The organism is Kitasatospora humi (genome assembly GCF_020907985.1).
GTDB classification, from domain to species: Bacteria; Actinomycetota; Actinomycetes; order Streptomycetales; family Streptomycetaceae; genus Kitasatospora; species Kitasatospora humi.
The window spans coordinates 25,020-40,287 of sequence record NZ_JAJJPA010000054.1 but is presented as its reverse complement, the minus strand read 5'-3'; the positions used below and the strand labels follow the sequence as shown (position 1 = coordinate 40,287).

At 72.3% G+C, this 15,268-nt stretch carries 10 protein-coding genes and 1 pseudogene; 6 read left to right on the top strand and 5 right to left on the bottom strand.

Annotated elements, in window-relative coordinates:
- A pseudogene (locus LN042_RS31335) lies at positions 1–442 on the bottom strand (SpoIIE family protein phosphatase); the annotation flags it as partial.
- Positions 443–739: 297 nt separating this feature from the next.
- Here LN042_RS31335 and LN042_RS31330 point away from each other — a divergent pair.
- The 3 genes from LN042_RS31330 (at position 740) to LN042_RS31320 (ending at position 4,925) form a co-directional block, all read left to right on the top strand.
- Positions 740–1,123, top strand: coding sequence for an MmcQ/YjbR family DNA-binding protein (locus tag LN042_RS31330; protein ID WP_230054817.1), 384 nt, complete (start codon positions 740–742; stop codon positions 1,121–1,123).
- A 104-nt stretch (positions 1,124–1,227) separates the two neighbouring features.
- On the top strand, positions 1,228–2,187 hold the full coding sequence (locus LN042_RS31325; protein ID WP_230054814.1) for a LysR family transcriptional regulator: 960 nt from the start codon (positions 1,228–1,230) through the stop codon (positions 2,185–2,187).
- 149 nt (positions 2,188–2,336) lie between these two features.
- Positions 2,337–4,925, top strand: a complete 2,589-nt coding sequence (locus tag LN042_RS31320) for a collagenase (RefSeq protein WP_230054813.1) — start codon at positions 2,337–2,339, stop codon at positions 4,923–4,925.
- An 83-nt stretch (positions 4,926–5,008) separates the two neighbouring features.
- On the opposite strand, the gene LN042_RS31315 is transcribed toward LN042_RS31320, so the two are convergent.
- On the bottom strand, positions 5,009–6,604 hold the full coding sequence (locus LN042_RS31315; protein WP_230054812.1) for a multicopper oxidase family protein: 1,596 nt from the start codon (positions 6,602–6,604) through the stop codon (positions 5,009–5,011).
- A gap of 223 nt (positions 6,605–6,827) precedes the next feature.
- On the opposite strand from LN042_RS31315, the gene LN042_RS31310 reads away from it, so the two are divergent.
- The gene (locus tag LN042_RS31310) at positions 6,828–8,456 is read left to right on the top strand and encodes an outer membrane protein assembly factor BamB family protein (RefSeq protein ID WP_230054811.1); all 1,629 of its coding nucleotides are present in this window, start codon (positions 6,828–6,830) and stop codon (positions 8,454–8,456) included.
- A 99-nt stretch (positions 8,457–8,555) separates the two neighbouring features.
- Here the strand turns inward: LN042_RS31310 and pqqE are convergent, their stop codons facing one another.
- Genes pqqE through pqqA form a run of 3 tightly spaced genes read right to left on the bottom strand, consistent with a single transcriptional unit; the run spans position 8,556 to position 10,779 of the window.
- Positions 8,556–9,947 (bottom strand): pyrroloquinoline quinone biosynthesis protein PqqE, encoded by a 1,392-nt coding sequence (gene pqqE, locus LN042_RS31305; protein WP_230054810.1) that lies wholly within the window; start codon positions 9,945–9,947, stop codon positions 8,556–8,558.
- The gene (gene pqqC, locus LN042_RS31300) at positions 9,944–10,633 is read right to left on the bottom strand and encodes a pyrroloquinoline-quinone synthase PqqC (RefSeq protein WP_230054809.1); all 690 of its coding nucleotides are present in this window, start codon (positions 10,631–10,633) and stop codon (positions 9,944–9,946) included. The genes pqqE and pqqC overlap by 4 nt, the downstream gene beginning before the upstream one ends.
- Entirely contained in the window at positions 10,618–10,779 is a 162-nt protein-coding gene (pqqA, locus tag LN042_RS31295; protein ID WP_230054808.1) for a pyrroloquinoline quinone precursor peptide PqqA, read from the bottom strand. The genes pqqC and pqqA overlap by 16 nt, the downstream gene beginning before the upstream one ends.
- Positions 10,780–11,092: 313 nt before the next feature.
- On the opposite strand from pqqA, the gene LN042_RS31290 reads away from it, so the two are divergent.
- Positions 11,093–13,264: an FAD/NAD(P)-binding protein gene (locus LN042_RS31290; RefSeq protein ID WP_230054807.1), complete on the top strand. Its 2,172-nt coding sequence runs from the start codon at positions 11,093–11,095 to the stop codon at positions 13,262–13,264.
- A gap of 208 nt (positions 13,265–13,472) precedes the next feature.
- A complete protein-coding gene (locus tag LN042_RS31285; RefSeq protein ID WP_230054806.1) occupies positions 13,473–15,035 on the top strand; it encodes an FAD-dependent monooxygenase in 1,563 nt (520 codons plus the stop codon).
- Positions 15,036–15,268 lie beyond the last annotated feature (233 nt).

The following is a 15,268-nucleotide window of genomic DNA, read 5'->3' as shown; positions in this document are numbered from 1 at the left end:
CCGGCACCCCGTGCGCGGCGGCCGGCCAGAGCGCGAACAACGCCCCGAAGGCCTGCTCGGCGGTGCAGACCGGCACCGACACCGAGGCGAACGCGTACGGGAGCCCCATCAGCAGCTGCGGAAACCGCCGCATGGTCTCCTCGGGCCCGCCCAGCGTCACCGTGCGGCCGCTGCGGAACGCCGCCGACACCGGATGCGCGGCCGGCACGGGCAGCCGCACGAACCCGCTCAGCAGCGAGACCGGCACCCCCGCCACCGCGCTGAGCTGCAGGAACCGCCGGTCGCTGGAGCTGAGGTAGAGCAGGCAGCCGTACGCCTCGGTGGACAGCACGGCCTTGCGCAGGCAGCTGGTCACCAGCTCGGCACGCGAAGGGCCGACGCCGCCCGGGCCAGGCCCGGTGCGCCCTGCCCTGAGACCGCCGACCGGTGTGTCCTGGCGCACCCTCCCTCTCTAACCCGGGGCGCCAGGGGTGTCAACAGCAGGACCGGGCGCCCTTCGGGCGCCTCGGCTGTCCCGAGCTGTGGGTCCCGGTCACCAGCCGCGAGGTGCCGGGCCTCACCGGTGAGCAGCGGTTCCCGCTCCCACCGCTGGGCCTGACGGCGCCCGGCAGCCCGGCCGAGCACGCGCGGGGAGCAGCACGCGGACGGGCTCCCGCGCACGCGGGCCGGGGTGGGGGAGACTCGACCCGGGGGCGCCGGCGCCGATGTCGGCGGTGATCGGCAGACTGTGACCATGGTGATGACGCCCGAGGAACTCAAAGCGGCCTGCCTGGCCCTCAACGGTGCCGAGGAGACCTTTCCGTTCGGCCCGGAGACGTCGGTCTTCAAGGTCGGCGGGAAGATGTTCGCGATCAGCGCGCTGCACGGGGAGCCGCCGCTGCGGGTGAGCCTCAAGTGCGACCCCGAGCTGGCCGTCCGGCTGCGGGCGGAGCACCCCGCGATCACCGGCGGCTGGCACCTCAACAAGCGGCACTGGAACACCGTGGTGCTGGACGGCTCGGTGCCGCAGCGGCTGGTCGACGAGATGATCGAAGACTCCTACGACCTGATCGTCGCTCAGTTGCCGCGCCGTCAGCAGCTGGCCCTGGACTGGCCGGGCGTGCGTGGCGCGGAGCGGGAGTGACTCCGGTCCGTCAGGGCTTGACGCGGCATGTCGGGGGCGGGATGGTGAGTGCTTGGATCATCTGACATGTAACGTGTGCAATGGCACATCGAAAGGGGTGCCCGGTGGAGCTGGAGCTTCGGCATCTGCGGGTGCTGTGTGCCATCGCCGACACCGGCAGCGTGGGCCGGGCGGCCGCACAGCTCGGCGCCTCGCAGCCCGCCACCAGTACCCAGCTGCGCCGGATCGAGCGGCACCTGGGCGCGCCGCTGTTCGAGCGCACCGCCTCCGGGGTGGCGCCGACCGGGTTCGGGGCCGAGGTGCTGGCGGCCGCCCGCGAGGTGCTGGCCCGGGCCGACTGCCTGGGGCGCCGCCCGGTCGATGAAGCGGCGGTCGGCCGCCGTGAGCTGCGGCTGGGTGCGACCAACTCGCCGGTACTGCCCGGCATGCTCTCCCGGCTCCGCAACCAGCTGCCGGAGCTCCAGGTGACGGTGAGCAGCGTCTACCGGTCCTCTGACATCGTCGACCTGCTGGAGCGGGGGGCCCTGGACGCCGCGATCGCCGTCGACTACCCGGGCATGGAGCTGCGGCACTCCGACGCGGTGGCGCACCGGGGCATCGTCACCGAGCCGACCTTCGTGGCCCTGGCTGCCGGGCACCGGCTGCGGCACCGCACCGAGGTGGCGCTCGCCGACCTCGCCGAGGAGCCCTGGTTCGTCACGCCCGACGACGGAGCCGGCTGGCCGGGGGTCTTCTTCCACGCCTGTGCCGCCGCCGGATTCACCCCCGCGGCGGTGCACGAGTTCCTCGGCGACCGACTGGAGCTCCAGGACATGATCGCGGCCGGTCTCGGCGTCTCCACAGTCCAGGCGACCACCCGGCCGCAGTCCGCGGTGGTGATCAAGGCCCTGGCCGGCACCCCGCTGTGGACCCGCTACCTGCTCGCCTGGCGCTCGGCGGCGGTCAGCGGCGAGCTGGTCGAGACGCTGTTCGGCGCCGCGACCACCGCCTACCGCGAACTGATCGCCGGTTCACCGCACTTCCAGGCCTGGGCGACCCGGACCTACCGGGGAGCGCGTCCGTAGCGCCCCTGTTATGGCGGACAGCGTGAAGGTCATATGACCTGTCACATTGCACACTGCTTCATCCTGCTGACACACTCACGTCAATTCCCCCCAGGCCTCGCCTGAATGCTCAGCAGTGAGTCGACCCCCACTCAGGAGAAGGACCAGCAGTGCGACTGCGCATACCCGTCCCCACCCTCATGTCCGGCCTGGTGGCCGGCTGTGCCGCCGCGGCCTGTCTGCTGCCGGCGCCCGCGGCGTTCGCCGCCGCCGGCCCGGCCGGCGCCAAGCCCGCCACCGGCACCTCGCCCGCTGCCGGCACCTCGCCCGCCGCCCCCAAGCCGCTCGGTGCCAACCTCCCCGCCACCAGCCCGAGCGCCTCCGAGGAGTTCGCCCCGGCGGCGGCCCCGCTGTCGCGGGCTCAACTGGCCCAGCCGCAGCAGGCCCTGACACCCGGTACCGTTGCGGCGCAGCCAGCGCAGCCTGCGCAGGCGCCGGCCGCGCCGTCGAAGGCCAGCCGCTCCGCGGCCACCGACGCGGCGAGCTGCGCCCCGTCAGACTTCGGCAGCCGCACGGGCAGCGCGCTGGTCTCCTTCGTCGAGGGCTCGACCAGCGACTGCGTCAACACGCTGTTCAACGTCACCGGCACCGACGCGGGGAACGTCTTCAAGGAATCCCAGATGCTCACCGTCGCCAACGCCTACCGGGCGCTGGCCGGCCACTACACCGGTGACGACTCCACCGGCATCTGGCAGTTGGAGCTCTTCCTGCGCGCCGGCTGGTACGTGCAGTCCAACAACGCCGCCGCCGTCGGCACCTACGACCCGGCGCTGACCGCGGCCAACAAGGCCGCGCTGGACGCCTTCTTCGGCAGCGCGCACTGGAAGGACGTCACCGCCGCCAACGCGCCGGTGCTCTACGACGCCCTGGTGCTGACCGACAGCGCCAACCTGCAGGCGTCCTACCTGAACGTCTACAAGCAGGTGCTGAGCGGCTACACCACCTCCTACGACGCGGTCGCCGGCATGGACAAGGCCGTCAACGCCGTGCTGTTCGCCCCGCTGTGGCGCGGCAACTGGAACGCGGACTTCGTCAACGCCGTGGCCGCGGACCCGAGCGTCTTCCGCGTCATGTCCGACTTCGCGATCACCAACAAGGGCACGGCCTCCGGCGCCAACGGCAACCTCGTGGTGAACACCGGCAACGACCTCGGCCGGGCGGCCGGCGACGGCGGCGCCGCCGGAGCGGCGGCCGGGCAGCAGGTGAAGGCGGTGCTCGACGCCACCCCGATCACCGGCGCGACCGGCCCGCTCTACGTGCACACGGCCTACGACGCCAACCTGTACGACGCGACGCACTGCTCGGTCTACGGCATCTGCGACCTGCCGGGCAAGCTGACCGCCGCCGTGCTGCCGAACAAGCAGGTCTGCGACAACCGCACCCTGGAGACCGAGAACCTCACCGCGGACGAGCTCAACACCGTCTGCACCAGCCTGCGCGGCGAGGACGGCTACTTCCACAACCTGGTCAAGGACAGCGGCCCGGTCAACCCGTACGACAAGACCATCACCTTCGGGATCTTCGCCAACCAGGCCGACTACCTGACCTACTCCTGGGCGATCTTCGGGAACTCCACCGACAACGGCGGCCAGACCGTCATGGACCCGACCGATCCCAACAACCGGGCCGTCACGGTCATGTACCGCAAGTCGTGGAACGACTCCTTCCCCGCCAACGTGTGGAACCTCAACCACGAGTACACGCACTACCTCGACGGCATCTACGACATGAAGGGCAGCTTCGGCACCGAGGTCTCGGTGCCCGACATCTGGTGGATCGAGGGCGTCGCCGAATACGAGTCCTACGGTTACCGCGGCCTCACCGACACCCAGGCGATGGCCGAGGCGCCCAAGCACACCTACAAGCTCAGCACCCTCTTCCAGAGCACGTACGACAACTCGGACTCGGTGCGCACCTACCCGTGGGGCTACCTGGCCGTCCGCTACATGGTCGAGAAGCACCCCAGCGACGTCGCGAACATGCTCAGCCACTTCCGCACCGGTGACTTCCAGGGCGGCTACGCGGTCTACAACAACCTGGGCACCTCGTACGACGCCGACTTCGACAGCTGGCTGAACAGCTGCGCCGCCGGCGCCTGCTACGCCGCCGGCCCGACGGCCCTGTTCGACTCCGCGGTCACCGGCGGCACCGTCAACCTGACCGACAAGTCCGTGCAGACCGGCGGCGGCAGCATCACCGCCTGGCACTGGACCTTCGGCGACGGCAGCTCCTCCGACCAGCAGAACCCGACCCACACCTATGCGCAGGCCGGCACCTACACCGTGGCCCTGACCGTCACCGACAACACCGGTCGGACCGACAGCACCCCGGCCTCGGTCACCGTCACCAGCGGCGGTCCGACCACCCTGCCGACCTGCACCGACCCGCGCACCGACGCGCTGGGCCAGAACTGCTCCCGGTCCAACCGCGCGGAGACCGCCGGCAACACCGACTACATGTACGTCTACCTGCCGGCCGGCACCACCACGCTGAAGGTGTCGACCTCCGGCGGCACGGGCACCGCGGCCCTGTACTACGACAACAGCACCTGGGCCTCGCCGAACGCCTTCACGGCCTCCTCCACCAACCCCGGCACCACCCAGACCCTCACCGTCACCAACCCGACGGCCGGCTACCGGTACATCAGCCTCTACGCCGTCACCGACTTCAGCGGCGTCACCATCAGCACCCAGTTCTGACCGCCGGTCAGCCACCGCCACGACGGTCCGGCCGGGCCCGCAGCAGCGGACCCGGCCGGACCGTCGCGCCGTTCGGTGCCGGCTCAGCGGACCACCTGGACGAAGCTCATCATGCCCTTGTCCTCGTGGCCCGCGATGTGGCAGTGGAACAGCCAGTCGCCCGGGAAGTCGGTGAAGGCGATCCTGATCACCGCCTGGCCGTTCACCCCGCCCACCGCGCGGTCGACGACCACGGTGTCCTGACGCCGGGTGTACGGCTGCGGGGTGCCGTTGACGGACATCACCTGGAAGGTGCCGGTATGCAGGTGGAACGGGTGGTTGATCTCGGTGTAGTTGACGATGGTCCACTCTTCGACGGTGCCCAGCTTGGCGGGCGCGTCGAAGACGGACGATCCCATCACGAACTGCTTGGCGTTCAGGTAGTAGGCGCTGCCGTCCGCGGCCTGGGACATTCTCACCGTGCGGCGCCGGGCGATCGGCGCGGTCGACAGGTCGGCGGGGGCGGTCGGGATGGCACCGGAGACCGCGGGCAGCCTGGCCGCCGGGGCGCCGGCGACCTTGACGGTGGCCAGCGGGGTCTCCGGGTACTGGTCGCCCGCCGGGCCGGTGCTGTAGGCGAGGCTGCGCAGCGTCGCGGCGCCCGCCTTGGGGCCCGCGGTGACCAGCACGTCGTAGCGCTTGCCGGGCGGTAGCAGCAGGGTGTCGGGTGTGCTCACCTTGGCGACCGGCGTGCCGTCCTCGCCGACCACGGTGAACCGGTAGCCGTCCAGCCGCAGTTGGTAGAAGATGTCGGCGCCGGCGTTGACCAGCCGCCACAGCTGCGTCTCACCGGGCCGCATGCCCAGCACCGGCCGCAGCTGGCCGTTGAGCAGCCGGACCGTCGGATTGTTGGAGTTGATGCCGCCCTGCACGATGTGGTTGCCGGCGTCGAGCTGGACGTCCTTGAGCACCATGGTGTGCGCGGTGACGGCCTGCAGGCCCTTGGGCAGGAGGGTCCGGTCGTCGCCGACGAGCAGGGCGCCGGACAGGCCCGCGAAGATCTGGTTCTCCACGTCGCCGGGGACGAAGCCGGTGGCGTCCCGCATGCCGGGCATGTGCGCCGACTTGCCCGGACAGGTGGTTCCCATCGCGTGGCTGTGGTACCAGAAGGTGCCGAGCGGGTGGCCGGCCGGGATCACCAGCCGGTAGCTGGTGGTGGCGTTGGGCGGAACGCAGGTGGCCGGGTTGTCGGAGTCGCCCGCGGGGGAGATGTGCAGGCCGTGGAAGTGCAGGCTGGTCGCCACCGGGAGGTGGTTGACCAACCGGATGGTGACGGTGGAGCCCGGCTTCACCTCCAGGGTCGGGGCCACGAAGGTGCCCGCGTAGGACTCGCCGTGGACCGGCTTGCCGCCCACCAGGAAGGTGGTCCGGGCCGCGCCCAGCGTGATGGTCAGGCCCCGCCGGGTGTCGGCGGTCACCGGGTCGGCCAGCGGCAGCCCGCTGGTCATCCCCTTCTCCTGGGCCGCGGTGGACGGCGGTTGGGACTCCACGGCGGAGCCGGTCGGGCAGTCGGCACCCGCCGCGCTGCCGGCTGCCGCCGACAGCGCGAGTGCCAGCGCGGCCAGGGCGTGCAGCAGGTGCCGGGTGCGGCGTACGGACCTTCGGTGGGCGGCTGCCGAGCGGGTGCTGTCCTCGGCCATCGGGCCTCCGGTGTGTGGGGGGATGGTACGTATGTACTCAAACCTCATTGATCGAGCGGCGGCGGACAACAGCTGACGCTGATTGGGCCGCCATTGGAGTGGCTCGACGCCGTGTCCACCGCAATTGCGCAGATAACCTGACATTTGCTCAGCACACTGGCGTTCGGCCGGACCTCAGCGTCCACGGAAACCGAACACCAGGGCGGATCAGATGCCAGAACTCATGTCAGCGGTGCACCGACAAGGTGGCGAAGCGAGCGGTCGACGGGGGCTGCTGCGACTGAGAGCGGGAGCGGCGGCGGCAGCGAGCCTGCTGCTCTTAGGGCTCCCCAATCCGGCGCAGGCCGTCGAGAGCACCATCTCGGGGAACAACCTGCGCACCGGTTGGGACGCGGCCGAGCCCAACCTGTCGCCGGGCCGGGTGGCCGGTTCGGGCTTCGGCCAGCTCTTCTCCGTCACGGTGAGCGGGGCGGTGCTCGCGCAGCCGCTGGTCACGGCCAAGAACGTGATCGTCGCCACCGAGAACAACTACGTCTACGGCATCGACCCCGGCAGCGGCAAGGCCAACTGGACCCGCCAGCTGGGCCGGGCCTGGCCCACCTCCGCGGTCAGCTGCAATGACCCCGCCAAGCAGACCGGCATCACCAGCACCCCGGTCTACGACCCGGCGTCCAACACCGTCTACGCGGTGGACAAGGCCAACGACGGGCCGGACGTGCAGCACCCGCACTGGTACATGCACGCGATGGACGCCGGTACCGGCGCCGAGCGTCCGGGCTGGCCGGTGACCATCCAGGGCACGCCGACCAACAGCCCCGGTCATCCGTTCGACCCGTTCTACTCGGCCCAGCGGCCCGGGCTGCTGCTGATGGGCGGCGCGGTCTACGCCGCGTTCGCCTCGTACTGCGACAACGGCCCGTTCGTCGGTGCGGTCGCCGGGGTGAACACCAGCAGCCGCAAGCTCACCCTCTGGTCGCCCGAGGCCGGGTCCAGCATCCAGGAGTCCGGGATCTGGCAGAGCGGCGGCGGGCTGGTCTCGGACGGCAACGGCCGGATCTTCCTCACCACCGGCAACGGCGCCGGCGCCGGGGCGTCGCCCGGCAAGGGTCCCGGCAACCGGCCGCCGGGGCACCTCGGCGAGTCGGTGGTGCGGCTCGCCGTGAACGCCGACGGCAGCCTGACCGCGAAGGACTTCTTCAGTCCGGTCGACGACCGGAGCCTGGACAGCCACGACTCCGACTTCGGCTCGGGCGGTCCGGTCGCCCTGCCGAGCGGCTTCGGCACCAAGGCACACCCGAGCCTGCTGGTCCAGGTGGGCAAGGACGGCCGGATCTTCGTGCTGGACCGGAACAACCTGGGCGGCATGGGGCAGGGCCCGAACGGTGGCGACAACCCGGTGAGCGTGGCCGGGCCGTTCGAGGGCATCTGGGGCCACCCCGCCGTCTGGGGCGGTGACGGCGGTTACATCTACACCGTGGCCACCGACACCGGCAGCGGGCACGCGCCGCTGCGGGCGCTGAAGTACTCGGTGAACGGCGCCGGCGTGCCGGTCTTCAGCAGCGCGGCGACCAGCAACGAGGGCTTCGGCTACGGCTCCGGATCGCCCGTGGTCACCTCCGACGGTGCCAAGAGCGGCTCCGCGCTGGTCTGGGCCGTCTGGTCGGGCTCCGGCGTCGGTGGGGTCGGCGGCGAGCTGCGGGTCTACGAAGCGCTGCCGGCCAACGGGACGATGCACCTGATCCGGTCGTTCCCGATCGGCACGGCGGCCAAGTTCGTTTCGCCCGCCACCGACGGCGGTCGGGTCTACATCGGGACCAGGGACGGCCACCTGGTGGCGTTCGGCAGCAAGTGAGCCGACCCGGGCCGTGCCCGGTCTGCTCGACGAGCGGGCCGGGCACGGGCCTTGGCGCAACGGCACGGGCGTTGGCGGGGAGACGGGCGTCGGCGCAGATCAGCGGAACCGCCTGGGCGCCGGCCGGGAACTCTGGGCCGGGACCGGTGCGGTGACCAGGTGGTGGTGCGGCGAGAGCCGGCAGGCCGGGTCGGTGGCGGCCGGATCGCCGGTGAACTGGAAGGCCTGGCAGCGGCAACCGCCGTGGTCCAGCTCGCGCAACTCGCAGCTGCGGCACGGCTCCGGCATCCAGTCAGTGCCGCGGAAGCGGTTGAACGCGGGCGAGTCGTGCCAGATCGCCGCCAGCGGTTCGGCGGTGGCGCTGGGCACCGGCAGGCCGGGCAGCTGGGCGGCGGCCAGGCAGGGCAGCACGGCGCCGTCGGGGTTGACCACCAGTTGGCGCCCACCCCAGCCGTTCATGCAGGGCTTGACGGTGCCGCTGTGGTGGTCGGCGGCGACCAGGGTGATCTCGGCCCGGCCGGCATGCCGCTCCCGGGCCGCGGCGGCATCGGACTCGGCCTGCCGGACCTGCTCCTCGGTGGGGGTGAGGTGGGCGCGGTTGAGCCAGGCCCAGCCGTAGTACTGGGTGTGGGCCAACTCGACCCGGTCCGCGCCCAGGGCCACCGCCTGGTCGGCGAGGGCGCCGAGCCGGGACAGATTGCCCCGGTGCAGCACGGCGTTGACGGTCAGAGCCAGACCGGCCGCGGTCAACTGCCCGGCCGCGGCCAGTTTTCGATCGTGGGCGGCCAACCCGGCCACGGCGTCGGCGCTGTTCGCGTCGGCGTCCTGCAGCGAGAGCTGCACGTGGTCCAGCCCCGCGTCGGCGAGTTCCGCGGCGCGCCCGGCGGCGAGCGGGATGCCGCTGGTCACCAGATTGGTGTAGAGGCCCAGTTGGCGGGCGTGCGCCACCAGGTCGACCAGATCGCGGCGCAACAGCGGTTCGCCGCCGGTGAGGTGGACCTGGAGCACGCCCAGTTCACGGGCCTGGTCAAGGATCCGCAGCCACTGTGCGGTGTCCAGCTCCTCGCGGTACCGGGCGAGTTCGAGCGGGTTGGCGCAGTAGGTGCACTGCAGCGGGCAGCGGTAGGTGAGTTCGGCGATCAGCCCGAGCGGGGCCGGCGGGCGCAGCGGACCGTCGCCCGGTCCGGCCGCGGTGTGCGCCCGGACCGGCGCGCCGGTGCCGTCCAGGGTGAGCAGCCGGCGCTCGGCGAGGTCGGCGAGCAGGGCGACCACCTGGGCGCCGTCCACGCCGTCGTACTCCGCGCCGAGCCGGGTGGTGAGCCGGCCGGCGTCCCGCTGCCCGTCGCAGTGCCGCAGCACGGCGGCGGCGGTGTCGTTGAGCAGCAGCACGCCCTCGGGGTAGAGCAGCGCGGACTGCCCCCGGACCGGGTCGTGCACCAGGCGAACTCCCTTGCGCAGCCCGGGGAGCACGGCAGCCGGCGCGGCGGTCACCGGTCGGCCCCGTAGTCGACCGCGTCCAGCATCGCGCGCAGCACCTCGCACTTGAAGGCCAGGGCGTCGATCGCGGCCTGCTGCTGGGCGGCCGTGGTGCAGTGGTCCAGCACGAGCTCCAGGGTCTGGGCGCTGTCCTTGCGGGCGACCGGGATGCGGTGCTCGAAGTAGGCGTACCCGGCCTCGTCGATCCACGGGTAGTGCGCGCGCCAGGCGGTGACCCGCTCGGCCATGTGGTCGGGCGAGAACATCTCGGTGAGCGCTGCCGCGACGCCGTCGGTCCACGGCCGGGTCTGGCAGAAGTGCAGGTAGCCGTCGACGGCGAACCGGGTGCCGCGGGCGACGTGCCGCTCGTCGAGCACCTCGGCGCGGTCGAGGCCGACCGCCTCGGCGAGCACCAGCCAGTCGGCCAGGCCGCCCTCGTCCCCGCTCGGCCCGTCCTGGTAGGCGAGGCGCTCGGACCAGACCCGGCGGACGTCCGGCAGCGGGCAGTTGGCGATGATCGCGGCGTTCTTGCGGGTCAGGACGAGCTGGTAGTACCACCGGTTGGCCACCCAGCGCCGCAACTCCGGTGGCGTGCAGCCACCGGAGTGCAGGCGCTGGTGGAACGGGTGGCTGTCCCAGTACCGTTCGCGCAGGTCGAACAGCTTCGCCGCGAACCGCTCGCGGGTCAGCGGTTGCGCCACGGGGTGACCCGGCCGGCGTAGGCGGTGACCTCGGCGCCGGTGCGGTGGCACTCCACCGCCGGGGCCGACCAGCTGGGCTTGGCGCCGGTCGGTCGGGCCGGCGGCGCGGTGGGGGCGGTGGTGTGCGAGGTGGGGTTGGCAGGCATGGGTGCCTCCTCGATCAGAGTGGTGGGCAAGAGCCTAGGGGCCCTTCTGCAACAGGACGGTACGTTTCGGGGAAGTCGGCCGCCGGTCCAACCCGCGCGGCGCAATGGCAAACGCCCTCGAACGGGTGAGCTGCGGTCTGCGCGTTGACATTATGTCAGGTTCACGCCAAAGAAGGCTACGCACCGGCCCGCGGAAGGGAGCGGCTCCGCACGTGCCCGAGTGCGATCCGACGTGCACCAAGCCGTTGACCCGGGCCGACGGTTTCGGGAAAGGTCGTTCGACGTGGTGCGGCACGGTGTGATGGAGGATCAGGTGTCCGACGACTCTCGGGAGTTCAGTATCGCGCTGGTGGGCGGCGGGCCCCGCGCGACCTATGCGCTGGAACGGCTCGCGGCCACCATCGACCGACTGGACGGCCGCCGGCTGGCCGTCCACGTCTACGAGCTCAGTGGCGAGTTCGGCGCCGGACAGGTGCACAGCACCGAGCAGCCGCACACCAGCTACCTCAACCGGGACGGCTCCCGGATCGGCTTCGCCGCGGACCACACGGTGGCCGGCGCGGACCCGATCCGGCCCCCCGAGGAGCGTCCGACCCTGTACGAGTGGTGCAGGCAGCGCTTCCGGGCCACCGGTGACGCGGCCTTCGACCTGGCCCCCGGCGACTTGCCGAGGCGGCGTCAACACGGAGTGGCTCTGCGGGAGATGTTCGACCGGCACGTCGACGAGCTGACCAAGGTGCCCGGCGTCACGGTGACCCTGCACGCCGAGGAGGTCACCGACCTGCCCGCCACCGACGACGGCCGGCTGGACGTGGTCTCCACCTCCGGAGTGCACTGCACCGCCGACCGGGTGCTGCTGGTCACCGGGCACTCCAGCAACGACTGCGCGGGGGAGCCGGGGCCGGAGGCCTACCGCGCCTTCGCGCAGCGCACCGGCGCCGGCTACGTGCCGAGCGCCTACCCGCTGCAGCAGCACCTGTCCCCGGAGAGCCTCCCGGCCGGCAGCACGGTCGGCTGCGCGGGGCTGGGACTGACCGCGATCGACCAGATCCTCTATCTGACCGAGGGCCGCGGCGGGAGCTTCGACCGTGTGGACGGTCGGCTGAGCTACCGGGCCGGCGGCTTGGAACCGGCCACGGTCCACGCGTTCAGCTGGACCGGCTTCCTCCCCAACACCCGCCCGCTGAACCGGAAGGAGCAGCCGCACCAGGGGTGGTTCCTGACCGGGGAGGCGATCGACCGGCTGCGCGCCAGTGCCGGCCTGCCGGCCGAGGACGGCGGACGCCCGCAACTCGACTTCGAGTCGCAGGTGATGCCGCTGATCGTGCTGGAGATGGCCGCCGTGCACTACGGCACGCTGTTCGGGTCGACCGCCGTCGACCTGATCGCCGCCGAAGTCGACGACGCCTACCGGCAGTTCCTCGACGGGCGGGCCGAGCCCGGCCAGGTCACCCGGCTGCTCCCCGGTGTGGAGCGGGTGGCCGCCCTGGTCGGCGGCAAACTGCGCGAGGTGCTGGCCGGGCGCCTGTCGCTCACCGAGGCGGCGAAGGCCGTGCCCGGCTGGGACCCGGCCCTGTCGCTGACCCGCTGGCTGACCGCGGTGTTCGGTACGGACCTGGCCGCCACCGTCGAGGGCCTGGACCCCGAGCAGCGCGCCAAGCTGCCGCTGCCGACCACCTCCCCGTGGCGGCTGGCCACCCAGCCGAGCGGCAACCGGTTCGACTGGGCGGGCCTGCTGCACCCGGTGCGGCTGCGGCCCGGCTCCACCCAGCACGAATTCAAGGCCGCCTACCTGGACTTCCTGGACCGCGACCTGCTCTGGGCCAACCAGGGCAATGCCGACAACCCGTACAAGGCGAGCGTCGACGGCGTCTGGCACGACCTGCGATCGGTCATCAGTCACGCGGTGGACGGCGGCGGACTGACCGCCGACTCGCACCGGCAGTTCCTGGACCGGCACCGGCGCCTGCAGAACAAGCTCTCCGGCGGCACCGCGCCCGAGGTGATGGCCAAGATCCGCGCGCTCATCGAGCACGGCGTGCTGGACGTCTCGGCCGGGCCGCGCGCGGTCGTGCTCTTCGACGAGGAGAGCGGACGGTTCGTGCTGCACGGCGATGAGACCGCGATGCGGGCGCCGCTGGACGTGCTGCTGGACAGCAGGGTGCATCCGTTCGACGCCACCCGGGACGTCCGGCCGCTCTACCGCAACCTGATCGACCGCGGACTGGTCCGGCTCTGGCAGAACCGCACGCCCGGCCAGCAGACCTTCGTGCCCGGCTTCATCGACCTCGACGGCGCGTCCCGGCCGATCGGCCGGGACGGTCGCGCCGTCGAGGCCATCACGGTGCTCGGGCCGCCCGCCGCCGCCCGCCGCACCGACGACTTCTCGGCGCTGCAGCCGAACCTCGACGACGTGCTGGCGCGCGAGATCGTCGCATGGCTGGACGGAGTGTGGGCCGCCTTCGGCGCCGCGGCGAGGTCCTGAGCCCCGCCGGAGTCGCGCTGACCCGGTCGCCCGCCTGCGGTCGGCGGCGCGAGCTGCTCGGCGGTCCCGGACCCAGGTGGAGCGGCATCCCGCACTGACGTGATCGTTCCCAGCGACAACGGTGCCCGCCCCAATCTCCTCACGGGGCCGGCCCCTTGACACCGCGGCGCCTTTTTGGCCTTTCCGGCCCTCGGTCATAGTCGGCGCCATGGACTATGACGTAGTAGTGGCCGGAGGCGGCCCGGTCGGACTGATGCTGGCCTGCGAGCTCCGGCTCGCAGGCGCGCGGGTGGCCGTCCTGGAGCGCCTCACCGAAGTGAACCCGACGATCAAGGGCGGGGCGATCACCACGCCCAGCGCCGAAGCGCTCTACCGCCGAGGCATGCTGCCCGCGCTGGCCGAGGTGCAGCGGCAGGCGATGGACCGCTTCCAGGCATTCATGCGCGAACGGAACGGCGGGGCCGGAGGCCGGGCTGCGGGCCAAGGGCTCGGATTCGTCGGACACTTCGCCGGAATCATGCTCCGGGCCGACCTGGTCGACCGTACGGGGCCGGGCCTCGGCGACGCCGGACCTGCCGCCGAGATCGCTTTCGTGGCGCAGCAGGACATCGAGCGGCTGCTCGGCGTGCGGGCGGACGAACTCGGCGTCGACGTGCGCCGGGGAGTGGAACTGACCGGCTTCGACGCGGGCGAGGGGGCCGTCACCGTGCGGACCGGCCACGGGGCCGTAAGCGCCGGTTGGCTCGTGGGGTGCGACGGCGGCCGCAGCACGGTCCGCAAGCTCGCCGGGTTCGAATTCCCCGGTACGGAACCGGAGATCACCTGTCACCAGGCGGTCGTGGAGATGACCGGCGCCGAGCACCTGAAGGTCGGCTGGACCGCCACGGACACCGGGGTGTACGCCCACGGGCCGATGCCGGGCCGCATCGTCACCGTGGAGTTCGACGGCCCGCCGGCCGACCGGGACGCGCCGGTCACCACCGAGGACCTCCAGGCGCGGCTGCGCCGCGTCTCCGGCGTGGACGTCACGATCACCGAGGTGCGGACCGCGACCCGCTTCACCGACCACGCCCGCCAGGTCACCGACTACCGCAAGGGCCGGGTGCTGCTGGCGGGCGACGCGGCGCACGTGCACTCCGCGTTCGGCAGCCAGGGGCTGAGCCTGGGTATCGGGGACGCGATGAACCTCGGCTGGAAACTCGCCGCGGTGATCGCCGGCCGGGCGCCGGAAGGGCTGCTGGACACGTACACCGCCGAGCGCCACCCGGTCGGCGCGTGGGTCCTGGACTGGACCCGGTCCCAGGTCGCGGCCATGCGTCCGGACCCGCAGTCCCGGGCCCTGCGCGAGATCATCAGCGACCTGGCGGAGACGGTGATGGGCACCACCTACCTCGCCGCGCGGCTCAACGGCGCCGCGGTGCGGTACCAGCTGCCAGGCGAGCACCCGCTGACCGGCCGCAGCACCCCGGACCTCGAACTCACCGACGGCAGCCACCTCGCGGACCACCTCCACGGGGGTCGGGCGCTCCTGCTGGACCTCACCGACGACCCGGAGCTCCGGGCCCTCGCCGCAGGGTATGCCGGCCGCGTCGACATCCTGACGGCCGGCTGTCCGTCCCGCCCGGAACTGGCGGCCGTCCTCGTCCGACCGGACGGCTTCACGGCCTGGGCAGCCGACGTGGGGGCGCAGGCGTCGACGTCGAGGGCCGGGCTGGCGGAGGCGCTGGCGGAGTGGTTCGGAGCGCCAGAGGGTGCGGTGACGCCGGGCTGATCCGTTGCTCTGCCGACCCACTCGAACCACGAGCCGATCCCATCGACGGCCGCCGCAAGTGCGTCTCCAGCACTGTGCCCCGGGCGCGGCGCCGGGTGTCTCGTTCCCAGGGGGCCGGCCGCGGTGGTGGAGGCACGCGCTGCGAACCATTGCGGTGAAGGCGGATCCCGCAGGCGCACCGGAGTTCCGCGGCCGGCCGCCTCGACACCGGCAGGGTGCCCGGCCGCCTCCTC

Excerpts from the sequence above, each read along its gene's own strand:
- LN042_RS31310 (WP_230054811.1), top strand. The coding sequence starts at position 6,828 with ATGTCAGCGGTGCACCGACAAGGTGGCGAAGCGAGCGGTCGACGGGGG.
- pqqA (WP_230054808.1), bottom strand. The coding sequence starts at position 10,779 with ATGCCTGCCAACCCCACCTCGCACACCACCGCCCCCACCGCGCCGCCG.
- LN042_RS31330 (WP_230054817.1), top strand. The coding sequence starts at position 740 with ATGACGCCCGAGGAACTCAAAGCGGCCTGCCTGGCCCTCAACGGTGCC.
- LN042_RS31285 (WP_230054806.1), top strand. The coding sequence starts at position 13,473 with ATGGACTATGACGTAGTAGTGGCCGGAGGCGGCCCGGTCGGACTGATG.
- LN042_RS31315 (WP_230054812.1), bottom strand. The coding sequence starts at position 6,604 with ATGGCCGAGGACAGCACCCGCTCGGCAGCCGCCCACCGAAGGTCCGTA.